Source organism: Rhodopirellula islandica (assembly GCF_001027925.1).
GTDB classification, from domain to species: Bacteria; Planctomycetota; Planctomycetia; order Pirellulales; family Pirellulaceae; genus Rhodopirellula; species Rhodopirellula islandica.
Genome location: NZ_LECT01000015.1, coordinates 1 through 24821 on the forward strand (window position 1 = coordinate 1; position 24821 = coordinate 24821).

Here is a 24821-nt window from a genome sequence, read left to right on the forward strand (position 1 = left end):
CCGCAAACGGCCCAAAGACGCGCAATTCGAAAAGCGAAAGAAACCACCGTCAAAACTGAAAGACTCGGATCTAAAGTAAGTGCCATTCGGCTTCCGCCCCGAGCTACGAAAGCCAGCCCGTCATCGCCAGCACCGCCCGGATTTTGCAATTTAAAATTTACAATTTCACTTTTTCAATTCATCCCCATCTAGTCGCCCGCCGCCTGTCGCCGCTCCGCGGCTTGCCGAGCAAGGGTGTCGCGATCGAGACCTCGGGTTAAAAACCCGAGGCTGACAACCGTCACCGCTCCGCGGTTGTTGGATCCCCCGACGCGCAAAACCAGTCGCGGAGCGACGGCAGTTGTTTGTTGCCCTTCCCGAACGCTCCCCCGGTTCGCGTCCCCGCACGATGGCCTTCCAGCCCCGTCGACATGCAAACCGCGGCGAAAAGTAGGCCGGCATCAAGGACGAAAAGGCTGCCGGAGCGACGCAATCTCAGACATGCATTCTGGTGTTCGCATGGAATCAACTGCTCCTGCTTTCGTCCGCAGATCCGGCAATTCGATGTGTTTGCTTGATCCAGCCGACGAAAAAACGCAACTTAAGAACACGTCCGCGAGGCAAATCAGCAAGGCCCGCGAGGCACTAGCTCAACCAGCCCTTGCGGTACAAGTAGTACAGCAGGCTCAATGCCAGAACCATCATCACTGAAAGAGCGAACGGGTAGCCAAAGCTCCATTCCAGTTCGGGCATGTTCAGCGGTGACGCCTTCTGATCGAAGTTCATCCCGTAGATCCCCGCCACAAAACTCATCGGGATGAACAACGTCGCGATGATCGTGAGCACTTTGATCACGTCATTGTTCTTTTGCCCCAGCAACGCGAAATACAATTCGCGAAGTTCGCCACACGTTTCGCGGTCCGTGTCCGCCGCTTCCATCAATTGCCCGATGTGGTCCTGGCAATCGCGAAGATACAACCGTGTGTCGTTGGCCAAGATGCCTTCGCCTTCTCGCAACAACAATCGCAGCGCGTCCCGGTGTTGCTGGACCGTCTTTCGGATCGCCAATAGGTCGGCGCGAATGTGGTGCAAATGCATCGGCAAGTTGTCATTGTCATTGTCCTGCAACAACTCCGCCATGTCAGACAGATGACGCTCGTAACGATCGATGATCGGGAAATAACCGTCGATGATTGCGTCAATGATCGCGTAAACCAAGTAGTCCGCCCCACGCTCGCGAATGCGCCCCATCGCACGCGAGATTCGCTCCCGGACGGGATCCAAGCAATCGCCCACGTGTTCCTGAATCGTGATCACGGTTCTGCCCACCAAGAACACGCTGACTTGTTCGGTTTGGAACCCGTCCTCGCCAACGGGCATGCGAGCGATGAAAAACAACGTTTCGCCATATCGCTCCATCTTGGCGTGCTGGTCCATCTGAACGACGTCTTCCAACGCCAGCGGGTGCAGCCCAAACCTCCGACCGAGCGCGCGGAGCACCTCCATGTCGCGGATGCCGTGCAAATCAATCCAAGTCACAACGTCCGGATTGGCCGGATCGTCACTCTCGATCGAATCAACAACCTCATTCAAATGCGTCCGACCGTCGTACTGAATCACTCGAATGTGACTGGGAACGGTGTCCTTCTTTTTCGACGACACATCGCTCGACAAATCGCCGGGGACGTTTCCGACCTTGGAACGTGACCGAGCCCAACGCGGCCGATGCACCCGAAGACGCATTGGCAACTTGCCAGGCAACGCCCCCATCGCAAGCAAAAAATCGCGTTTACGCGGCGTTGATTTGTCCGTCTTCGCTGACATCTTCGAACCGAATCGAGACTTGTTTGCTGACCCCGGACTCTTGCATCGTGACACCGTACAACGTTGTCGCCGCGGTCATGGTTTTCTTGCTGTGTGTGACGACGATGAACTTGGACTGATCCAAGAACTCCGTCAACACGGTCACGAAACGGCCAATGTTGGCTTCGTCAAACGGCGCGTCCACTTCGTCCAGCACACAGAACGGGCTGGGACGATACTGGAAAATCGACATCAACAACGCGACGGCGGTCAACGCTTTTTCACCACCGGACAGCAACGAGTTGCTGAAACTCGGCTTCCCAGGAGGCGTGGCAACAATCTCCACACCAGCTTCCAACGGGTCGTCGGACTCTTCCAAGATGAGATCGGCGTGACCACCGCCAAACGATTTCCGATACAGCTTTTGAAAGTTGATTCGAATGGCTTCCAGCGTGTCCAAGAACAACCGCCGTGAATCCGCGTTGATACGAGCGATCACGCGCTGCAACGAGTCTTTCGCGGCGGTCAGGTCTTGATACTGACCATGCAGTTCGTCGTAGCGAACTTGCAACTCATTGAGTTCTTCCAACGCTTCCATGTTGACTGAGCCAACGTTCTGAACCTGACCTCGCAGACGACTGATTTCGTCATCGACCGAGGACCGGTCTTCGATTTCAGCCAACTCCTCGGGAGGCTCATCGCTTCGCAAGTCGATCTGGTAGTCCTCCGCAATGCGGTCGGCCAGCGTGGTTTGCTTGAGCGCCGCGGCATCCCGAGCGGAACTGATCGTGGCAACGGATTCGGTCGCTTTGGCAACCGCTTTGATCGCCGCCTGCGATTCGGTTTGAACGCGGCGAGTGGCCTCGCGTTCCCGATTGGCTTCGGCCGCCAAGACTTGTAGCTTGGAATCGGCCTCTTCCATCGCAATCATCAATTCCGCCAACCGATTGTCGGCTTCCAAGATTCGCGTTTCGATCTCGGAGATCCGCTCTCGCGTTCGAGTCATTGCATCGCGAACTTCTTGATTGGCGGCCTCACGTTGGCTTTGATCGCGTCTCGCCACATCCGCAGCGATCGTCAATGATTCGACACGCTGTTCGCTGCGAGCTGCCTCGACGGAAATGCTCATCGCCTCGGATTGCACCGCGCGAAGTTGCTCCGACGCGGCCGTCAGCTGCACATCGATTTCGGCGCGTTGAGCTTCGAGCGTCTCGATTTCCTGCTTTCCTTTTCGGATCGACAGCGCCAACTCGCCGTCTTGGTGCTGAGCGGTTTGCAGCAATTCTGTATGCGACACCGAAGCTCGCTTCAGTTCGTCCACCGACGCTTGGCGAGCCGCCAATCGCTCCGCAACATGGTGCAACTTGGCTTCTGCGGCGGCGTGTTCGGTGATCCAGTTCCGCATCGCTTGTTCGTGACGCCCCAGCTCCGCTGCTTCACTATCAACGACACCGGTCAAACGGCCAGCTTCTTTTTCAGCCTCGGCGATTTGATAGCTGTAGTGCTGCATCTCAGACTTCGCCGCAGCCAACTCGCTGCGTCGGCTGACCAAACCGGTTTCACCACCGGGAGGCCCGACCACGCTGGATCCATCGTTGTCCAGCAAGTCGCCGGAGGCAGTCACGAAACGCAGACCGGCCGAGGACAGCTTTCGCAATCCGATGGCGGTGGCCAAGGTATCGACCAACCAAGTGTTGCCGAGCAAGTGACGAACCAATGGCTCGAGCTCCACTTCGCAATCGATCATCTTGTCAGCCCGACCGATCACGCCGGCCAACCCGTCCAAGCGAATCTTGTCGCCGGGACGTCGATTGGGCAGTTCATCCAATCGGATGATTCCGACTCGCGTGCCAATTTTGATTTCGCCGCGACTGATCGCATCGCTGACCGAACCACCGCGAACGATGACGTACTGGCTGCGAGGCCCCAATGCCGCATCAATCAGCGGAGCGACTTGCCGATCGACGGAGAAACAATCCGCGACGATGCCGACCAAATCTTTTTTCAGCTGAGCATTGCTCATCCGCAGAACTTCGCGAACGCCGCCACTGACGCCTTCTTGTTTCTGCTGCAGCTCTTCCAGCACGCGAGCCCGCTCGGTGATCCCCTGCAGTCGAATTTTCAGCGACCCAATTTCTTCTCGGCGTCGTTCCAAAACTCGCCGCGTCTCACGAACCTTCGCGTCCGCGATTTCCACTTCGCGCTGAGCCTCGGTGATTCGTTTTTCCAATCCCGATACATTGCGAGCGACTTCGTCATGGTCCCGCTGGGCCGTCTTCAGCCCTTCATCCGCCGTCACTGAATTGCGAGCGATCTCTTCGAGAGCACGGGTTGCCTCCCGCATCTGCTGCGCCACCCGACCGCGGTTGGCTTCGTGCTCGGCGACTCGGCGAACGGCCGCCAAATGATCGCGTTGCAGATCATCTCGCGTGGTTTCGATGCGATGAACCGTGGCCTGCTCCGCGTCGCGCTTCGCCGCGATGGCTTCCTTCTTTTCCTGGACGCCAGCCATCTCGGATTCAGCGACTTCCAATGCCGCGATCGTTTTTCGCAAATCGGCAATCGCGGATCCCGCCTCGGTCCGCATCGCTCGCAGGCGGCGATAGTGACCGACCAACGTGCGACGTTGTTCGACCAAGGTCGTTTGATCGGATTCGCGGCGACCGTCGATTCGGGCGATCTCGCCTGAAAGTTCGCTGCGGCTTTGCTCCGCTTCCCGAGCCGCCTCGGCAATCGTTTGCAGTTGCATTTCAGCGGCTTGCCGCTGTTCCTCCAGCGATTCTCGCAGGGCGTCCGCTTCGCGATGCTGACGCTGGGCCGTTTCCAAGTTTGCGGTGGCATCATTCAGCTCGGCTGACAACGTCATCCAATCGGTCCAGGCCACCACCGTTCGAAGCTCTTTCAATCGGTCGCTGGCTTGGCGGTAGCGTTCCGCCTTTCCGGCTTGACTCTTCAGCGTTTTCAAACGCGTCGCGACTTCGTCAACGATGTCACCCAAGCGGGTCAAGTTCGTCTGCACACGCTCCAGCCGACGCTCGGCCTCCACCTTCTTGGCCTTGAATCGACTGATCCCGGCGGCTTCTTCGAAGATGGCCCGCCGATCTTTGGCGTTGGCCTGCAACATCCGATCGACCTTGCCCTGCTCGATCAAACTGTAAGCGTCGATTCCGATGCCGGTCCCGCGAATCAGCGCTCGGACATCTTTCAACCGAACGGCTTGATGGTTGATCAGGTACTCGCCTTCGCCACTGCGATACACCCGCCGGGTCAGGTGGACCTCGGGTGCATCGATCGGCATTTGACCGCCGGTGTTGTCGAAGATGATTGTTGCTTCCGCTGCGCCTGCAGGCCCGCGAGTTTGCGATCCCTTGAAGATCACATCGGACATGTCCTTGCCGCGAAGACTTTTGGCGCTTTGGCTGCCCAGCACCCATTTCATCGCATCGACGATGTTCGATTTCCCAGAACCATTGGGGCCCACGACGACCGTGATGCCATCGGGGAAATCAAACCGCGTGCGATCCGCGAAGCTCTTGAAACCGGCCAGCTCGAGTGCTTTGAGCATGAATGATTGTGTTGCCGGGAGCGAATGAAAAGGAAGACGACGGATGGGTGAAACGTTGTTTCGACGCCTCAAGACTAGCCAAAAAGCTGGCAAAATCCTAGTTCGATCACGTGAAACGGGCCACAATCCTGGGCATCAAAAAAGCACCCCAAACGCGCAAACAACCAGAATCAACAGCCCGGCGACCATTTTGCCCACCGTCCCGGTCGTTCGGCCCCAAAACGCGGCCTGCCCGATCCGCCAGCTGTCCCGCCAGGACTTGCCGTCATTCCACTCGGCGAACATGGCCCCGGCGGTGGCCCCCAATCCGCCAAACAAAATGGCAGCCAAAACCGGTCCAATCACAGGAATGGGCAAGCCCACGATGCCACCCACAATCGCCCCCAAGATTGACCCCACAATCGCCATCAGGGTGGCTCGGCGACTCGCCCCCGCCCGACTGGCCCCCATCGCACCCGCTAGAAACTCAACCAATTCCCCCACCAATCCCAGCACAAAGGCGATCGCCAACGAAGCCATCCCGAGCTGCCAACGCCCGGTTTCAGGCCCCAACCACACGTAGAACGCCATCAACGCAATCGCCAGCCAATTCCCAGGCAAAGCGACCAGGTTGAGCAACCACGCCAGCGTGCAAACCAGGATCAAACCCAGGCCCAAGGCGACGACACCAATCGGCATCATCACGTCGCGAATCGTGTCGCGGGCCCAGACCAAGGCGTTGCTGAGGCGCGCCCAAAAACCATCGCTGTTTTCTTCCGCGACCAGAGCTTCCGACGGGACCTGCGAGGCGTCCGCCGAGGCTGGCGCAATTGACGACGGGCTTGAATCCGCCACCGCGGCAACCAAAGTCTGCCGCGGCGAAACGACCTCCACATCCGCGAAAACCATGCGGTCCGTCCAACCCGTGTGCCCCCAAGACAACAGTGTCGCGGCGAGCATCCATCCAATCTGCAGATCGATCATGCGGTGAAAACTGTCGGAAGAATTGATGTGGAAAGGCTGCTTGGACACAAAAGCGTGAACCAAACCCGGTAATTTCCGGTCTCACTGGCGAATTGGGAACCCGCCCTGTCAAGCTCCAAAAACGATCGAGCGAGCCAAGAAGCGACCGCAAAACTGTGGTTTCTTGTTTTCCCAAACGCTAAGATGTAGCAACTTCGCAGCCAACTTTCTGACTCGAGGAAAGGACTGACGCAACAATGAGCGGACGGGTTTTAGATACCAACGTGTTGGTGCTGAATCGCTTTTACATGGCGATCCGCGTGGTCAATGTTCGTCGAGCGTTGACGCTTTTGTATCGCGATTGCGCCGAGGTCATCGACAACGAGGATGGGCAATTCACCGGATACGACTTCGACAGTTGGTGCGAACTGAGCCAATTGGCTTCGGATCAAAAGCAACCGGAAGACGAATACATTCAAGCCGTCGGGTTTGAAATGAAGGTCCCCCGAATCACGCGATTGACGCGGTTTGATCGGATGCCGGCTCAAACGGTCCGGTTCAATCGCAAGAACCTGTTCGCTCGCGACGATCACACGTGTCAGTACTGCGGCAAGGCGGAACCGACCCACAAACTCAGCCTGGATCACGTCGTGCCACGCTCCCATGGCGGTGGAACCACGTGGGAAAACATCGTCTGCTGCTGCCTGCGCTGCAACGGTCGCAAGGGCGGTCGCACGCCACAGCAAGCCCGCATGAAGTTGCTTTCGCGACCGGTCAAACCACGGTTCAACCTGCTGATGACGCATTCGATGGATGACCCACGCTACGCGTCGTGGAAGACGTTCTTGCACGCGGCAAAATAGGCAACCTGGTGAACGGGCAACCACTTGGCCACCGCAACGTGCTTGCCCGGTCGCCTCGCGGACCGATCGCCCCTGTGCCCGATCGCCCCTGTGCCCGGTTTGTCTCGCGAATCGTCAGACTCACCGGGACACGCACGATCGTATTCCACCGTTGCCTGCTGCAGCGGCACCAACCCGAAAATAATGAATTGCTCGACAAACATTTTTCGGCGTGGTTATACTCGGGACATCATCGGACACGACCCCATCGGACCCGAATCGGAAGCATCGCTTATGTCCTACGACGACAACCCCACATCGCCCGTTTTTCGCATTGATGTGTCTGCGGAAACAGACGCTGGAGTGCCGGTTTCCAATGAGGAACTGACGGTTGGGTTGCTGCGTCAATTGGTCGTCAGCCAGCAGCAACAAACCAAATTGCTGACCGAATTGGTGCAGCAAAACGCGGCCATGCACAAGCAACGTGCTGGCGAATTGCAGCAGTGGAAAGACGCCAACCCGCAATTGTCGCGAGCCTGTCGCCGAGCCGCTGAAACACTCAGCGAAGTGCAAACCGAATTCCTGCAAACGCTGACCGAAGAAATTGACGATTCGGGCGACCACTTGGTCGAAGGCGAATACATGCTGAACGAATTCATCGATCGCTTTGGTCCTCGAATGGCTCATTTGAACGGCATTTTGCAGGTGCTCGCGCAATTGGGAACCGGCGAACCGATCGCACAGCAACAACAACAGTGAATCAATGAATCGAGAGCTGATTTTGAGCCGCTGAAAAATTCTGCGGCTCGGAACACAAGTGGACTTTCAAGAAATTGAATCGTTCGCTAACCTCTCGCCTTCTTGGACGCGAAGTGTCTTTCACAGACGTTTCAACGCGTCCAGAATCTGCTTATCGGGGCGTAGCTCAGCCTGGCAGAGCGTCTGGTTTGGGACCAGAAGGTCGCACGTTCGAATCGTGTCGCCCCGATTTTCTTTTGCCGCGGGCAGCCTATTTTTGCAGGCTGCCGCTCTTGGCAACTCCCGTCCGATGAACTTCATCCTGACGGCACGCGGAAACCAAATTTGCGACTCAAGTTCTTTCTTGCGCCCGTGATAGACGCGATCACTCCTGAAGTTTGCTCCCACCAAGCGAACCAAGGGTGCGTCTTTTCGTTGGCCAGCTCGTCTTGATTGGAGAGAAGTCATTTTTTGAAAGGAAAGCCATGAACCAATCGCTCCCCAATCCCCGCCACTTCATCCAACCTCAGGCCAACGTCTTTCAACCGACGAGCCAACCGCTCCCGCCGGCTCCTCAACCAGCCACCGCGACTCCTTGCTGCGGCGAGGCTCAAGTGGAGCCTCAACCGACAACGCTCTCGGCGAAGACAGACTCGCAGGCATCTCCTGCCGACGACGACCGCCAAACGCTGCCGATCGCGATCATTGGCGCGGGCCCGATCGGCCTCGCCGCCGCTGCGAACCTGCTGGAACGAGAACAAGAGTTCATCCTGCTCGAAGCAGGAACGCGAACCGCCGCGAGCATCTGGGAATGGCGACACGTCCGCTTGTTCACACCGTGGTCCTACCTGATCGACCCAGCCTCCAAGCGGATGCTTCAGTCCAATGAGTCATGGGAAGAGCCCAATGCCACGGAGGTTCCCTTCGCGAAGGAATTGGTGGAACGCTACTTGGATCCTCTCGCCGCAAACCATCGCATTGCCTCCCGGCTGAAACTGGAACACAAGGTCACGTCGATCTCTCGCGATGGGCACGACCGGATGAAGGACGGCAATCGCAACGACGCTCCCTTTTTGATTGTGGCAGACACGCCTGCTGGCCCACGCCGCTTTCACGCTCGCGCCGTCATCGATGCGTCCGGCACCTGGAACACCCCCAATCCGATGGGAGCCGGCGGGGTCGAGGCAGATGGCGAACGCCAGTTCCAAGATCACATCCGCTACGGCATGCCCGATGTGCTGGACCGCGAACGAGAACGCTACGCAGGCAAACGTGTGCTGGTCGTTGGCTCGGGGCACTCCGCCACCGGTGCGGTGCTGAACTTGGTTGAATTGGCCAACGAATCCCCGGAAACCATGATCGCCTGGGCGGTTCGCCGCACCAACCCAGCCAAACTGTGGGGCGGTGGCGAGGCGGATGAAATTGAAGCCCGAGGCGCACTGGGAACTCGCGTCAAAGCAGCGGTCGACAGCGGCCAAGCGACTTTGCTGACTGGACTTTCGATCGGAGCCATCCGTGAGCACCAAGACGGCCTGGAGGTTTTCGATGTGAAAGGCGTGTCCCAAGTGATCGTCGACGAAATCATTGTCGCGGCTGGATCACGCCCCAACCTGAACATGCTTCGCGAACTTCGCCTGGAACTGGATGCTTCCACCGAAGCCACCAAAGCACTCGGACCGTTGATCGACCCAAATCAACACAGCTGCGGATCGGTTCCACCTCATGGAGCAGCGGAACTGAAACACCCCGAACGTGGGTTCTACTTGGCTGGCATGAAAAGCTATGGTCGAGCACCGACGTTTTTGATGCGGACGGGGTACGAACAAGTTCGATCCATCGCAGCGGAACTGGCCGGTGATCACGAAGCCGCCCGAAAGGTTGAGCTCACCCTGCCATCGACCGGCGTTTGCTCCACCGACCTGGCATACCAAGAGCCAAGCGGATCATGCCAATCGAGTGCCTCCGGCAAACCGAGTGGGCAGTGTGAGTCCAGCTCCCAATGCTGCTGACCCGATGTGGCGAGACTCCAACGGAGGGACTCCACCTAGCAAGTTACTGACGTAGTGGATGAGGCGACGAATCCTCCAGCACGGGACTCGTCGCCTCGTCCACTACGAAACCCGCTACTTATTCATCGTGTATGGCTTAGCTATTTGGGTGGCATGCAATCCAGTTGGCCACCCCGATTTCCACACCGAACGACTTCCCTGTTTTTCGCGTAAGGAACGGCGCCCGAGCCCCACACGAAAAACGATGAACACGGAAAACTCCTCACCAGCGTCGCCCCCAACAACCGCTGAGATTTGGAGCTTGTTCGGGGAACAACTTCGAGCCTTCTTGTTGCAACGAGCTCCCAACGCACAAGTCGCAGAAGATCTTCTCCAGGAGACCTTTGTCCGAATCCATACCAAGCTGAACGAAGTCGACGACCAACAACGCATCCGAGCGTGGGTTTTCCAAATCGCTCGCAACTTGGTCGTCGATCACTACCGTGCAAAATCACGCGAAGCATCGGCGTTGGCCGACGAAATCGCAGCCAATGACGAAAGCGAAGAAAGCCTCGAGGAAGTCGTGATCAGCTGGCTCCCCAAGATGCTGGAACAACTTCCAGACGAGCACCGTGAGGCAGTCGAGCTGTACGAAATCCAGGGACTGTCGCAACAAGAAATTGCAGACAGGCTGGGGCTTTCGCTGTCCGGTGCTAAATCGCGTGTTCAGCGAGGGCGAACGAAACTCAAGCAAGTCCTCTTTGACTGCTGCAGCTTCGAACACGACCGTCGAGGCAACCTGATCGGCTACCAAAGAAATCACGCGAACGATTCGCCCCCGCTCGACGCCTGAAGCCAGCTCGATGCCTGGATCATCGGGACCGCGTCTGCGTCGCAGGGAAAGCGTGCTGGTGGTGCGTCAGCGTCAAAGAGGAGGGGCATCACGATCGCGGAAGCGGTCAAGGCATTCGGGATTTCATCAAGCAAGTCGAAACTCTTGACGAGTTTCGCTACCCTATCAATCAGGCTTGGACACACCACCAGTGATTTTCTCACGCACACGGATCGTGTTTTGAGCCACCGCGGCGAGGGTAGAAGCCCACGGCGGATCGCGGTTTTCCAATTGTGTCGCCCCTTTCTCGCCCAAACATTCAGCTGGTCACTTGAATTCTCCGGCTGAGACAACGCCCATGGTCAAATCCTGTCGAAGCTGCAAACGCCCGCTCGATCCCAATCGCGACTGGATCGAACGGTTCCTGGTCGAAGGTGCACCGGCCCCGCCTGAATCCCGTGCAACCAAAGCGGATTTGCGACAAGCTGTCGCAGAACGCGACCATTTGCTGGGCCAATTGCACGCCATGGCCCTGCGAATGCTGGCCAAAGAATTGTCCATCGCCGCCTCCCCCTCCCTGAGCGATGACCGCACTCCCTCGCAAATCCACGCCGATATGCAGCGTTGGATTCAAGATCGTGAACGAACGGGGTGACCCCCGTTTTCGGGAGCAGAATTCAGGGGGTCCCACGCCCGCGAGACCGGATTCCAGCCAAACTGGCCCGGCCGTTGCTACCACGGTGACGACTCTTGCACCTTGTTGATTCATGCCGGCGCGGTTACACCAGAATGTTTCGGTTCGATCGTTCCCAGGCAACTTCCTGGAACCCCCTCGACGGAGAAGTGACATCCGATGGCGAAAACCCTAGTCGACTGCGGCAACTGCGGCCCCGATTTCAATGCCATTCGTCAAATGGTGACCTCTAACTTTGACGCCTCGGTGATGCAGACACACGGCGTGGAGGACACCATCGAATTGCTGAAGAAACGCGAGGTGGACCTCGTGACTGTCAACCGAAAACTGGATCGCGACTACTCGGATGGGTTGGACGTGATCAAGCAAATCAAATCCGATCCGGACCTGGCCAAGATCCCCGTCATGCTGGTCACCAATTATGACGAGCATCAAGAAGCGGCCATGAAGGAAGGGGCCGAACGCGGGTTTGGAAAGCTCGAAATCGGTTCGGACAAAACTATCGAACAACTGAAGCCTTACCTGGTGGACTGAGTTGGTGGACACACCTTATCGAAAAATGCTGGCGGCCAAGATTCACCGTGCCACGGTGACCGGCGCCGACGTGAATTACGAAGGCAGCCTGACCGTTCCGCCGGAACTGTTGGCCGCTGCAAAAATTCACCCGTACGAATCACTCCATGTCTGGAACGTGACTCGCGGCACCCGCTTGGAAACTTATGCGATCGAAGGATTGCCGAACTCCAACGATGTGTGCGCCAATGGCGCGGCCGCTCACCTGATTCGCCCCGGCGACCACGTGATCTTGGCCGCTTACGCGATGGTCCCCGAAGCCGACGCGGCAACCCACCAACCGCGTTTGATCTTCGTCGACGACAACAATCAGTTGTCTCACACGGGGCCCGAGATTGCGGGTCCGGGTTTGCGTTCGAACGCCGAAGCATCGCAGCCCGACCACAACGGCCCGCCATTGGCAAGCTCCTCTCCGAAGACGCCTGACGGACAACCGCTCGCCGAAGGCTGCTAGGGAATGCCTGGCCCCGACGCTTCGCTCGTCGCTGCGATTCGGGCGAAGGAAAACCAGCCCAACGATTGGTCGCGTCAACTCGCGATCTTGTTGGCCAGCTTGGTCCTGTTCATCGCCGTCGGTCTGATTTGGTGGAACGTTCGGTTGGTGTTGATGTTGGTGGGCATTCTGCTGCTGCACGAAGGTGGGCACTATGTTGCCATGCGAGTGTTCGGGTATCGCAACATTCGCATGGTGTTCGTCCCAATGCTTGGTGCGGCCGTCAGTGGCCACCCGCTCCAACTCGCTCGCTGGAAAAAAGCCGTCGTCTACTTTGCGGGCCCTTTGCCGGGAATCGCCCTTTCGATGGGCCTGCTGACCATCGCGTCGCTGGCAACCATGTCCCCCGACGCGTCGGTATTGCCCGTCCCGCTGCTCTCGGTGAACAGCAGTCATCCATGGCTGTTTGAATTGGGTGGGCTCGGTCTGCTGCTGAACTGGATGAACCTGCTTCCGTTGTTGCCCCTCGATGGTGGAAAAATCGTCCAGTCAACGTTTGCTCGACCATCTCCTTGGCGAGAGATGCTGGGACGCGGGTTGACGATCCTGACAATCGCGGCACTTGGGATGTTGATCGGTGAACCTGTGTTGCTGCTGCTGATCGTCCCACTTCTGTTCACCATGCCGCTGACCTATCGCACCGGTTGGCTGAGTCGTCAGTTGAGCGACCGCGAGATCGCCGCACCGGAACGGCGACAGATCCCCGAGTCGGCGATCACGACGATTGCCTCGGCGATTGATGAAACCGCTCTGCAAGCGTTGCCGCCTCCCCAGAAAGCGTCGCTGGTCCTGCAGATCTACGAATCTCTGATCACGCCCGCCCCGGGACGCTGGACGTCCTGGGTGATCAGCCTGGTGTACATCGGATCGATGACGGGGAGCACCTTGTTCGGATGGTGGGTTTGGTCGCGTCACCGCTGGTACGATCCCAGTGAACGCGTCCCTCCAATCCCTGCCATGATGCCAACTTGGATCGACCTCGACAAAGGATCTCAGGAGGCAATGTCCGCCTTCTCGGGGCGGGTCGCGGGCCCGCTCGCTGATTGGTGGCTGCCGCTTTGAACGGTGATAACCGAGTGCCATGATTTTGCTCGATCCAGCCCTCGGTTGGTACATTCCACGGTCGATCCTGGGAGCATCAGTGAGTATCCTGTTGCGATTGAATTTCGCCACTCATGAATGCCTCCGCCATGTCAGACTCGTCCAGCGTTGCCAACGGACCCAAATCCGAGATTTACGAAGCGTTGACGTCCATTCGGTTGATTGACCCGCATTCGCACATCAACCCGCATGCGCCGGCATCCACCACGTTGGCCGATTTGCTCGGTTACCACTACTACACTGAACTCGCGCACTCGGCGGGAATGCCCAAGTCCCGGATCGAAGACAAAGCGATCGGCCCCAAAGAATTGGTCGAACGCTTGGTGGGTGGATTGCAGCCACTCGAAAACACAGCCCAGTACAGTTGGCTGATCGAAATCTGTCGCACGTTCTTTGGTTTTGAAGAGGACCGCCTGCACCTGAACAACTGGGAAGCCCTTTACGATCGAAGTGAATCGATCATGGCTTCGGCGCAGTGGTCCGAAACGGTGCTCGATCAAAGCAACGTCCAAGCGGTCTTCCTGACCAACGACTTCGACGATGCACTGGAAGGCTTCGACACGGACACCTACATCCCCTGCCTCCGCACCGATGACTTGGTTTTTCATTTGGCCAAGCCCGAAGTTCGCGGTCGATTGGCGGCCTGCACCGGGATCGAACTGGACGGCACTCTGGAGAGTCTTCGTTCGAGTTTGAAACAACGCTTTGAACACTTCGTCAGTCGCGGTGCTCGCGCCTGTGCGATCTCGATCCCTCCCACGTTCACACCAACTCCTGTTGGCGACGGCCGAGCCTCGACCGCCCTCAACGCGGTGCTGCAAAAGGGCATTTCGGCCGATGCGTCTCATCACGAAGCGTTGTCGCGTCGGGTGTTCTGGACACTGGCCGAACTGTGCGATGAATTCGGCTTGCCGTTTGACTTGATGATCGGCGTCAATCGCCAGGTCTATCCCGAAGGCGTCTTCCAAGGACAGGACCTCTACGATTCACGCGTTTCTCTGATTCAGTATCGCGAATTGTTCAACTCGTTCCCCAACGTGAAATTCCCTGTTTCCGTGCTGGCGAGCGTCACCAACCAAGAATTGGTCAGCTACGCGTGGATCTTCCCCAACATGATCACCAACGGTCACTGGTGGTACAGCAACACGCCTTCATTCATCGCTCGCGATTCGGCAGCACGACTGGAAGCCGTTCCGCAAACCAAGCAAATCGGATACTACAGCGACGCCTACAAACTGGAGTTCATCTGGCCCAAGTTTGACATGTACCGCAAGGTCCTCAGTGGCGTGCTGACCGACCAATTCGTCGGCGATCGAGGCTGGTCGATCGAACGTGCCGTCGAACTCGGCCGCAAAGTCTTGCGTGACAATGTCGACGAAATCTTCCCACGTCCCAACGGGGCGGCGGGCGAAGAATCGAGCGGCGAGGACGCCGTGGAATCACCGCGTTCCGGCATTGAGTCCCTGGGCGTTGTCGGTGTCGCAACGGCCGTGGCGGGTGTCACCGAAGTGCTCGAAATCGATGCCTTGCCAGCCGAAGAAGAAGTCCATGAGCTCGGCGTGGATGATGTGGAACTGCGAGATACCCCATCCCCAAGCGATACCTCCGCGGACGAGTTGGAAACATTGGTCGAAGACGAAACGCTGGATGTTGGCAACTTGCTGGATGACGAACCATCCGCCCAGATCACTCAATTGCGTGGTGAGTCCTCGTTCAGCCCGGACGATGATTCCCTGCAATTGCAACCAGATCCCAACACCGGTGAATTTACGTTTCCGGTCAACGAAAGCGACAGCGACGACACCCTTGAAATCTCGCCAAGCGACGACGACTCACCCGCTGAGAAATCCGATCCCACCGCGGAGACGGTCCAAGAGCTGGAAGAGTTCGACCTGGAATTCCTGGACGATGATGAGGAATCCAAGTAGCCGCTGGAGGCAGCTGACTTCGCGATTGAATCTCCCGAAAGTCAAAGGAAGCCCCCTCAGGTCACTCAAACGCTCAAAACGAGCCCGCTATGACGGAGAAACCTCCGTTTTCTTTGCCCAAATCCAATGCCCGGCACGGTACTTTGGTGCTCGACACACGTTCCATTCTTGAGGGACGTGCTTGATTGGCAATGCGTGACGGCGACGAAATCTGAGGGAGACAATGTGGTTCGACTGACACGAGGTGGGAAGTTGGCAACCTGCATGGCGACCGTTTTCGCGGTCGTTGTGGGGCTCGTACTCGGCGCGGTGCCCTCGTTTGCTGAATCACCCCCGCCGGCGACCGAGCGAACCTCCGGCTCCAGCGACCAAGTGACCGCGTCGCTCTCGATCCGCATGGCGGATGGTTCCTCCCAGGAAGTGCCCGACTTCCAACGCCACATCACCCCGCTGCTTGGCCGCTTGGGATGCAACGGCCGCGCCTGCCATGGCTCGTTCCAAGGTCGCGGCGATTTTCAACTCTCATTGTTTGGCTATGACTTTCGAGCGGACCATGCTGAACTGCTCGATCCCGACACCGGACGGGTCGACATCGATGATGTTGCCGAGAGCTTGATCCTGGCCAAGCCAACCGATGCGGACATGCACGAAGGAGGCAAGCGTCTCGACGAAGGCAGTTGGCAATACAACACGCTTCGCAACTGGATCGCGACTGGCGCGAAGTTTGACAGTCAAACAATTCACGCATTGGACCGCCTGGAGATTCAACCTGCCGAGATTCAATTCCAAGCCGACTCGCAAACCGTTTCGCTCACAGCGATCGCACACTGGGCAGACGGAACGAGCGAAGAGGTGACCGAACTGTGTCGTTTCACAACCAACGATGACGCAATCGCCGCCATCGACGAAGACGGACGGGTCTCCGCAGGCGAATCGGGTGACACTCACGTTGTGATCGCTTACGACCGCGCGGTGGTTCCCGTCCTGGTCATTCGACGGGTCGAGATGAATGAAGTCATTGCGTCGCCCCGACCTTCGGAACATCGGATCGATCAAAGGATCCAACTCAAGCTCGACAAACTCGGCATCACCCCCTCGACCATCTGCAGCGATTCCGACTTCATCCGCCGGGCCAGCTTCGACGTCACGGGAACGCTTCCAGCTGCGGCGGATGTGCGTGCCTTCTTAACCGACACGCGGCCGGACAAACGCCAGCGTTTGATTGACGAGCTTCTCGAATCACCCGGCTACGCCGCCTGGTGGGCCACCCGGCTCGCGGATTGGACCGGCAACAGTGATGTGCAACTGAACAACGCGTTGCCTGTTCGAGGGTCCGCGTCGCGGCTTTGGTATGAATGGTTGCGTGTCCGTTTGGAGGACAACGTGCCCTACGACCAAATCGTCGAAGGCATCGTCATGGCCGACAATCGCGAAGAGGACGAATCCTACCTTCAATACTGCAAAACGATGACGGAAGCATGCCAACCTGGCAATGAATCCCAATTCGCTGAACGTTCGGGCATGCCTCTCTTTTGGGCTCGTCGCAACTTCCAAAAGCCAGAAGAACGAGCGATCGGTTTTGCCTATTCTTTTCTTGGGATTCGGATTGAGTGCGCCCAGTGCCACAAGCATCCCTTCGACCAGTGGTCCAAGGACGACTTTGACCAATTCGCAACACTCTTCAAGAGCATTGATGCCAAACCCAACACCGTCGCTCGCGAATCGCGTGAACAACGCGATGAACTGATTTCAAAAATCACTGGCGAGGAAAAACTACGCAACGGTGACCTACGTCGCAAAATTTATCAGGCTGCCCAACAAGGCCAAACGGTTCCCTTTCCGGAACTGATTTACAACACGGCCGCGATTCAATCCCAACAACGACGAGCCAAAGCGAGGGCGAAGAAGTTCCCCAAGGCTGCCCCAGTCAGGATTCCATCAGGTTTCATCTTAGGCCAATCCGATTCGGTTCCACTGGACCGCGATCCGCGAGGCGATCTGATGCAGTGGCTGCGTCAAGACGACAATCCCTACTTCGCGAAAGCCATCGTCAATCGAGTGTGGGCGAATTACTTCGGCATCGGCATCATCAATCCGACCGATGACATGAACCTGGCCAACGCGCCGAGCAACGCTGCCTTGCTCGATGAACTCGCGAGTGAATTCATTGACAGTGGCTACGACCTGAAATGGCTGACTCGCGAGATCACCACCAGCGATGCTTACCAGCGAAGCATAGACGCCAACGCCAGCAACCTTCACGACGATCGCAACTTTTCACGTCACGTTCCTCGACGACTCCCTGCCGAGGTGATTCACGATGCGGTGCAGTTGGCAACCCAGTCCAGTAGCAAATCGGATCGCATGCGAAGCGGATTGCAACAAATGGCGATCGCCAACGGAGTCACTCAAAACCGCAACAATCGCAACTTCGCGCTCCAAGTGTTCGGCCAATCCGAACGCGAGAGCAACTGCGACTGCGACCGCAGCGATTCGCCCAGCCTGCTGCAGTCGATCTACCTGCGAAACGACTTCGAAATGTATCAGCAACTGGGATCCAAGGATGGCTGGGTCACACAGACGATGAAGTCGCTCGGGCTCGAATCTGGGAACACCAGCGTCGATCCTCAAGTCCAACGTCGAGCGGAGCAATTCCACCGACAAACCATCGCGAAGATCAAACGCTACCAACGCATGGCTCCCAAGCAACGACGCACCAACCGAGTTCGAATCCGCGAAGAGTACGCGCGAGTCCAAAACAAACTCGAACTTTACGGGTACGCCTCGCCCGATTTGGCAACGCTGCTGGGTGATCCTGACGCTTGGGAACTCACGCGGATCGAACCCGAACGCGACGTTCAACCGGCGACCTCCATGGACGAAGTCGTTGACGACGCGTACCTGCGAACGCTTTCGCGTTACCCCAGCGAAGACGAACGTGCGACTTCGCTTCAGTTCATCTCCGAATCCAATTCGCCCCAATCCGGACTCGAATCGCTGATGTGGGCGCTGGTGAACACGAAAGAATTCATCATCACGCACTGATCACAACACGTTCGTGTGTGCGAAGAAACGCTGAGTCAAACACACATCCTTCCCAACATTCCACTTGGCAACTCCAAATGAATCTTCACCGAACATGCGATGGCATCGTACGCCGCGATTTTCTTCGTGCGGGCACATTGGGATTGGGTGCGGTTGCATTGCCTGGGATCTCACTGCCTACCATGCTGCGTGCGGAAGAAGCCGGGCGAGTCCTGCCGGGCGGTGCCAAGCGAGCCATTTTCGTCGAACTCAACGGTGGACCGTCACACCTCGACACGTTTGACCCGAAACCCGGTGCAAGCGATGAGGTTCGTGGTCCGTTCAAACCCATTCAAACGAATGTTCCTGGCATCCAGATCAGTGAACACTTGCCAAAGCTGGCACAGGTCGCCGACAAATTCGCGATTCTTCGAGGCGTCAGCCACACGCTCGCCGCGCACCAACTGGGACGCGAATACATCAACAGCGGGACGCGTCCCATTCCTTCCCTGGAATACCCCAGCTACGGCGCCGTGATGACACGGCAGCGCCCTGGCGATCATGACATTCCCAACCATGTCGCGATTCCCAGAGCATCCCACGGCGCAGGTTTCTTGGGCATCCAACACGCCGCTCTGGAAACCAAGGCGACTCCGACTCCCAACCAACCCTTCTCCGTTCGAGGAATCTCGCTTCCCGGCAATGTTTCCATCGATGAAGTCACGCGCCGCCAAAGCCTGCTGAAGAAACTGGATCGCCGCTTCGCCTCGATCGAAAAGAATGAATCCTTGTTGCAAGGTTTGGACCGCTTTGGCGAACAAGCCTATGCAATGATCACCTCTTCGCGGGCACGGGAAGCCTTCGACATCTCACGCGAACCCGAGAGCATGCGGAAGCAATTCGGCGAAGATGCATTCAGCCAAAGCTGTTTGCTCGCCCTGCGTCTGGTCGAATCAGACGTGCGTTTTGTTTCGCTGCAACTCGGTGGCTGGGACACTCACCAAGACAACTTCACGAAGCTGAAAGAACAACAACTTCCCAAACTGGACTCTGGCCTCAGCGGACTGCTGATTGGACTGGAACAACGTGGTCTGCTGGAATCCACTGCCGTGTTTGTCACAGGCGAATTTGGACGCACACCCAAGATCAATGATCGCAGTGCCGAAGGAGGTCGCGATCACTACCCACGTTGCATGTTCATGCTGATGGCGGGAGGCAATGTCCGCGGCGGACAAGTGATTGGAGAAAGCGACGACACTGCCGCCGGACCTCGGCATGAAGCCATCACGCCAGACGACGTCGCTGCCAGTTTCTATCAGAACCTGGGTATCGACCCATCGATGGAATTCGACAGCGAAACCGGTCGCCCCATCACGTTAGTTCGCGATGGTCGTCCGATCGACGCTTTGTTCAGCTAGTGGTCTGTCAAAGTTAAAAGTTAGGGTTGTTCGTAGTGGACGAGGCCACGAGTCCTTGGATTTGACGCCAGTTCAGGACTCGTGGCCTCGTCCACTACCCTAAAAACAAGTCGTGACAGACCACCAGCCTCTTTCCCACGCATTGGTTGGCCTTGCCTGACCAAACACCGGCCTTCAACGTTCATCGCCGCCAAAGCCGATGGCTGAACGAGGTGCTTACGACGATCGTTCGTTACTGAACGAACGGATTGACCTGAACGGAGTTCGGGTTTGATTTCCGTTGAGCGTGTGGGTTGTGTGAGGCATCATCCATTCGCTCCCCATGGTAGGGCAGCGGTGACACACCTTCGTCACGATCAAGTGATTCATCACTCGACGCACTGACCTCGCTGACCGCTTCCTCACTTTCGAAGAACGCGTTGTCGAACTGCGCGGGCATGGTCGCCCACATGTTTGCGTCGTCGCTGGTCGCCTCTGCGTTCTGCAGCATTCCAGAATCCATCGCCTCAGCCGCTTTCGCGAATTCTTTCATGTCCATGAAGGCAAACGAAGCCACCCCCATCACGACCGCTGTGACCATCATTCCCAACCCACCAATGAAGACAAATGCGATGTAAGCAACCCCCGCGGAGATGGGCCCACTTCGAGTCATGACGGCAACCGTCATCACCGCAGCAGCGATCGCCAGGACTAAGGGCACAATGGGAGGCACCACATCGGCAAAGAAGGCAAATACAACCGTGACCAATCCGCTCGACAGCCCCGCCGCAAATGACACGCAAAAGGACCACCCAAATCCATGCTGACCGCAGCCAGCCAAAGACAAACTCCACTTCATCGCAAAGCCATAGACCGCAATGGTCGCCAGGCAAAACACAACCATGATCGTCAACAGCGGAATGACTGGCAGGGAGCTTAGATCCATGGAGGGATCGAAGGAGTTCATGCCCATAGAGAACGACCAAGTGAGGTGGGAAGACCGAGAGCCAAGTGACTCTCAACCCTAGGTCATCCCTCGCTACTCGACCGGTCCAGCCCGTCGCCGAGGCATCAAATTCCACACTGGTTGCGAACCGCTGAATTCAACAACCGATTCAACCGGCACAATCGCCACGTTTTTGCAAACACGAATTGCGTAGCTCACGGTGCGAAGTCCAGAGAGCGTCCCTCGGGACTTCAGCGTCGTGGCAACCAACCCGCGACGGATGCTTTGGATCGCAGATCCATCTCGACATCACAACGGACATCGCGATCGCCTTGTTTCAGACGCACGAACACAACCACCTTCTCGCCCTCTGGACGCTTGTCCTTCCAACGAATCGGAATTCGCAATGAGTCTCGAGGCAGATCCACTGCCGACATTTGCTGCAATCGAACCAACTGATCGGGCCCAAAGTCCCAGCGTCCCAGTTTGGCTTCGTCACCCGACTTGGATGCATCCAGAACCACGACACTCAAGTTCGTTTGCTCCAGCAACGCTGGCATGGCTTTGGGTTGCGGTTTGTCCGACGATGCAAGTTTCGTCAACGGATCCAGCGAGTCGCCAATCAACGCAATCGCATGTCCATATTGATCCATTGAATCGACGACGACATCAATGCCTTCGGTTGGCGGATAATCGGGATTCGATGGTGACTGCGCCGCTTGCGTGATGCCGCTGACAAAACGCGGCAACGAGTTCTTGTCGTTGACCGAAAGCTTGGCAGTGAAGAGCTCAATCTTTTCGGGGGCACCGTTGACCTTGCCCAAGCCACCAAGCATTCCCAAGCCATCCGGCAACTGAATCTGACCTGGCGGATTGTCTGGCAGCCCAGAAGGCGAGTTCGGTGGCACGGGGTCTCCCGGGACAACCGGATCAAATTTCAGATCATCCGGTCCCGGAGGAACGGGCTGCGCCGGAGCAGGCAGCAACGATCCAGGATCGCTATCGGGAATGAATGGTTCCCCTGGATCGATCATGGAATCCAGGTCCATCCCATTGCCGAAATCAAAGGGCGTTTCAGCAGGGGTCTTGGTTCCTGGCGGAATGTCTTCCGAATCTGCATTCGAATCCAGGTCGGCTGGTGATGTGTCGCTTGGGTCGACCAAAGGTTGATCCCGCGGAGTGAACTTGTCGGGAACGCCGGGATCGACGAACTCGGGATCCTCCAAAACGTTTCCCATGTCGATGTCATCCAAATCGGCAGATAGATCCTCTAAGGAGTCGGGGTTTGGATCCACGACTGGATCCGGCGGCCGCTTGGAGTCCAGGAGGCCAGGTTTCGACAGTCCTGGGATCAAATTTGGAGTTCGACGAGCGGCGGGGGAAGGGTTCACTGCCGCCGCCGTAGCAGCCTTCGCTCGCCGCAACTTTTCGATGAGCACGCGATTTTCGTAGTCGGCTTCATAGAGCTGATCTTCCAACAGCCGAATTTCTCTCGCCATTTTTTGGCTGTAGACCTCCTGCTTGGCTCGTCCCCGGCATCCGGTCAGCGAGAACACCACGCAACCAACCATTGCGATCAGGAACGCTTGCGCGGTCAACGCAGCACAGTCTTGTTTTTCAGTTCGCTCGACTTCAGCTTGTTCCAGGCCGCAATTCCCGCTGCATTGAGCGGAATGGCGCACACTCCAGCGTCCCGAACCACAGCGGCTGGGCGAAGCGTTCACAGAGACGGCTGACCGTTGAAACAACGGGAAATTCCTGAAACCGGAGAAGGATGATTTTTTGACTCAAGTTTCAGTTATCAAATGCCGACCCCGGGTGTCAACGGAAACTCCGACTGACGGCACCGAAAGAGTTCGTCGATTGACCTCGGATCGCGAACCGGGACTGCCCAAAAGGAACGAAAGAGGAACTTTCGTCCCTGCCAAACAAAAAAATCGCCGCGATTCGAATCACTTGAATCGCGGCGATCAATTTTCAGTCATCGACCGGAGACCTCCGGTCAACAGGGCATCCAGGCTGGCTTACAAGGCCACACCCGGCATGGCGATCCCATCGGGACGTTCCACTTCCGCGTCGTGCGACAGAATGCGTGATTTGCCGACAAAGTAGCTGTGGTTCTTGTCCACCACCAAGTTGTAGGTTTCATCCGCCGAAGCAGAAGAAAGGGACTCAATCACCGCCACCCCATCGGCGCCATGCAGTGCATCGCCAGGAACAAGCTGTTCGGTCGTCGTCCAACCGCGTCCGATCACCCAAAACGGGTGCCCTTTCGAAGCCACAATCTCTTCGCTGCGGAGCTGGATTTTGGTCAGTGGCTCGGGTTCACGGACGGTTCGTCGCAAAACACTCTGATAGCTCAGCTCGCCGGTGTGCTCATCGCAGCTCAACACTTGGTCCCCCAATCGCAAGCTCTCAACGGGACGCATGCCGCGGTCCGTCCACACCGGCGTTCCAGCGACCAAGCAATCCCGAGAAGGACGCACGTAAACGCCAATCTTGGCATCGGGAATCGCGGCGGCTCGCTTCTGCGCCCAAGTCATCGGTTCCTGTGGTTCCGATGGAGCACTCTTGGGGCTTTCTGAGAAAAAGGAAAGCGTTCGAACTCGAGTCGGTGACGCTCCGATCGGAGCTGTATTGCCCACGGCGCGGTACGCGACATTCCGGACCAACCGACGCTCAACGGGCGGAATTCCCGTGTCACCATATCCACGATATTCATGCCACCAATCTCGCATGCTTTCAGCGGACTGTTCGCCGCTGAAGCTCGAATCGAGTTGTTGGATCACGGCGGCGGTACGACTTTGCAAAAAACGACTGCGTTCGTTGAATTGCTCTGCTTCGGACCGGACAACACTGGCATCGCGAGCACTTTCGGCCTGAAGACTCTCCACCGCGTCGCGGCTAGCAATGACTCCGCCAGAGGACACGCCTCCCTGCACAGCAAAGACCTGGGTCACGGAATCCAAAACCTTCACGCCTTCCGCATCCTCTCGACGATATTGCCGGACGACTTGGTAGGATCGATCCCCCTCGTTGAAGACCAAACTGTGCGTTGATTCGACGGTTCCCTGACACCAATCCAACAGCGTTGGCACAAACAGCGCCGGATCGATCGTTTTCAATTGCTGCGTTGCCAGATCACGCAACCCTCGCCGTTGATCAAAGACCGCCAATCGGGCCAACGCCACTGCAGCGTTTGCCTCCTCGCGTTCGCCCAGCCAATGGACAGCAGCGATTGCAAACTCATCGGATCCAACCGAGGCCTGTTGCAACACCGCATCAATGGCAGCGGGCGTGTCGATGCGTTCGAGCTGTTTGCGTGCTTTCTGCTTTCTGCCAGCATCTTTCGATTGAAAGGCTTCTACGATGGCTCGAATCTTTGGCGAGTGAATTCGCAAGTTCTGCTGGGTTGCACGCAGTTCTTTCTGTTGCTCAATCGCTTCTTCTGCGGCAACCCAAACGTCGCCCACCTGAACGTTTCCCAGATACCGATGCGCCGCGGCATGATTTCGGTCCAGTTCAATCACACGAACCGCGTGAGCTCGAGACCGCCCCGGCATGTGCGCTGTTCGACACCACCGTGACAATCGCCAGTGATCCTCCGCCGTGTCCTCCAGCGAATCTCGTCGACGTTCGTACTCGGCAATTCGATTCGAACGCACGTCGTCCTGAACCGATTCTTCAATCGAAACCCATTGGCCGTCGCTGTCTTTCAATCGCCCTTTCAAGGCGTTGGCCAATGACTGTGCCTCGGAATCCGCCAGTGGATTCTGAAGCAACTGTTCGCGAAGTTGGACGTTCCCAACTGACGAAGCCTGCACCAGTTGCTCCGACCAAGTCGCGTCTGCTGCAACCGCCTGGGATTCAATTCCGGTCGCCGCCACACAAGTCGCACCGACGAGGAAAATCCCCATCGAGTAGCGAACACCAAACCTGGGTTTCAATCGCGTCGCCTTCATATTCATCTCCATTG

General features: G+C 57.3%; 17 protein-coding genes and 1 tRNA gene. 12 read left to right on the top strand and 6 right to left on the bottom strand.

Going from position 1 to position 24821, the window contains the following annotated elements; genetic code table 11:
- Window positions 1-624: 624 nt before the first annotated feature.
- From corA to RISK_RS05805, 3 genes are all read right to left on the bottom strand, one after another.
- The gene (gene corA / locus RISK_RS05795) at window positions 625-1749 is read right to left on the bottom strand and encodes a magnesium/cobalt transporter CorA (protein ID WP_047813550.1); all 1125 of its coding nucleotides are present in this window, start codon (window positions 1747-1749) and stop codon (window positions 625-627) included.
- A 19-nt stretch (window positions 1750-1768) separates the two neighbouring features.
- Window positions 1769-5347, bottom strand: coding sequence for a chromosome segregation protein SMC (gene smc, locus RISK_RS05800; RefSeq protein ID WP_047813340.1), 3579 nt, complete (start codon window positions 5345-5347; stop codon window positions 1769-1771).
- 135 nt (window positions 5348-5482) lie between these two features.
- Window positions 5483-6358 carry a DUF456 domain-containing protein gene (locus tag RISK_RS05805; protein WP_236696069.1) on the bottom strand — a complete coding sequence of 292 codons (876 nt, stop codon included), beginning with the start codon at window positions 6356-6358 and terminating at the stop codon, window positions 5483-5485.
- A 188-nt stretch (window positions 6359-6546) separates the two neighbouring features.
- Here RISK_RS05805 and RISK_RS05810 point away from each other — a divergent pair, with 188 nt between their 5' ends.
- From RISK_RS05810 to RISK_RS05865, 12 genes are all read left to right on the top strand, one after another.
- The gene (locus tag RISK_RS05810; protein WP_047813342.1) at window positions 6547-7152 is read left to right on the top strand and encodes an HNH endonuclease; all 606 of its coding nucleotides are present in this window, start codon (window positions 6547-6549) and stop codon (window positions 7150-7152) included.
- Between the two features lie 273 nt (window positions 7153-7425).
- Window positions 7426-7890, top strand: a complete 465-nt coding sequence (locus tag RISK_RS05815) for a hypothetical protein (protein ID WP_047813343.1) — start codon at window positions 7426-7428, stop codon at window positions 7888-7890.
- A gap of 155 nt (window positions 7891-8045) precedes the next feature.
- Window positions 8046-8119, top strand: a tRNA-Pro gene (locus tag RISK_RS05820).
- A 235-nt stretch (window positions 8120-8354) separates the two neighbouring features.
- A complete protein-coding gene (locus RISK_RS05825; RefSeq protein WP_047813344.1) occupies window positions 8355-9878 on the top strand; it encodes an NAD(P)-binding domain-containing protein in 1524 nt (507 codons plus the stop codon).
- Between the two features lie 244 nt (window positions 9879-10122).
- Window positions 10123-10710, top strand: coding sequence for an RNA polymerase sigma factor SigZ (gene sigZ, locus RISK_RS05830; protein ID WP_047813345.1), 588 nt, complete (start codon window positions 10123-10125; stop codon window positions 10708-10710).
- Between the two features lie 337 nt (window positions 10711-11047).
- Window positions 11048-11344 carry a hypothetical protein gene (locus RISK_RS05835; protein ID WP_047813346.1) on the top strand — a complete coding sequence of 99 codons (297 nt, stop codon included), beginning with the start codon at window positions 11048-11050 and terminating at the stop codon, window positions 11342-11344.
- Window positions 11345-11542: 198 nt separating this feature from the next.
- Window positions 11543-11917 (top strand): response regulator, encoded by a 375-nt coding sequence (locus RISK_RS05840; protein ID WP_047813347.1) that lies wholly within the window; start codon window positions 11543-11545, stop codon window positions 11915-11917.
- A gap of 4 nt (window positions 11918-11921) precedes the next feature.
- Window positions 11922-12410: an aspartate 1-decarboxylase gene (gene panD / locus RISK_RS05845; RefSeq protein ID WP_047813551.1), complete on the top strand. Its 489-nt coding sequence runs from the start codon at window positions 11922-11924 to the stop codon at window positions 12408-12410.
- Window positions 12411-12413: 3 nt separating this feature from the next.
- Window positions 12414-13511, top strand: coding sequence for a peptidase M50 (locus RISK_RS05850; protein ID WP_236696070.1), 1098 nt, complete (start codon window positions 12414-12416; stop codon window positions 13509-13511).
- Between the two features lie 113 nt (window positions 13512-13624).
- Window positions 13625-15478: a glucuronate isomerase gene (locus RISK_RS05855; protein WP_047813348.1), complete on the top strand. Its 1854-nt coding sequence runs from the start codon at window positions 13625-13627 to the stop codon at window positions 15476-15478.
- 264 nt (window positions 15479-15742) lie between these two features.
- Window positions 15743-18523 (top strand): DUF1549 and DUF1553 domain-containing protein, encoded by a 2781-nt coding sequence (locus tag RISK_RS05860; protein ID WP_047813553.1) that lies wholly within the window; start codon window positions 15743-15745, stop codon window positions 18521-18523.
- Between the two features lie 77 nt (window positions 18524-18600).
- Window positions 18601-19920, top strand: coding sequence for a DUF1501 domain-containing protein (locus RISK_RS05865; protein WP_047813349.1), 1320 nt, complete (start codon window positions 18601-18603; stop codon window positions 19918-19920).
- A gap of 232 nt (window positions 19921-20152) precedes the next feature.
- On the opposite strand, the gene RISK_RS05870 is transcribed toward RISK_RS05865, so the two are convergent.
- From RISK_RS05870 to RISK_RS05880, 3 genes are all read right to left on the bottom strand, one after another.
- A complete protein-coding gene (locus RISK_RS05870; protein WP_236696071.1) occupies window positions 20153-20845 on the bottom strand; it encodes a hypothetical protein in 693 nt (230 codons plus the stop codon).
- 251 nt (window positions 20846-21096) lie between these two features.
- Entirely contained in the window at window positions 21097-22593 is a 1497-nt protein-coding gene (locus RISK_RS05875; protein ID WP_047813351.1) for a hypothetical protein, read from the bottom strand.
- Between the two features lie 276 nt (window positions 22594-22869).
- Window positions 22870-24807 carry a polymorphic toxin-type HINT domain-containing protein gene (locus tag RISK_RS05880; protein ID WP_047813352.1) on the bottom strand — a complete coding sequence of 646 codons (1938 nt, stop codon included), beginning with the start codon at window positions 24805-24807 and terminating at the stop codon, window positions 22870-22872.
- Window positions 24808-24821 lie beyond the last annotated feature (14 nt).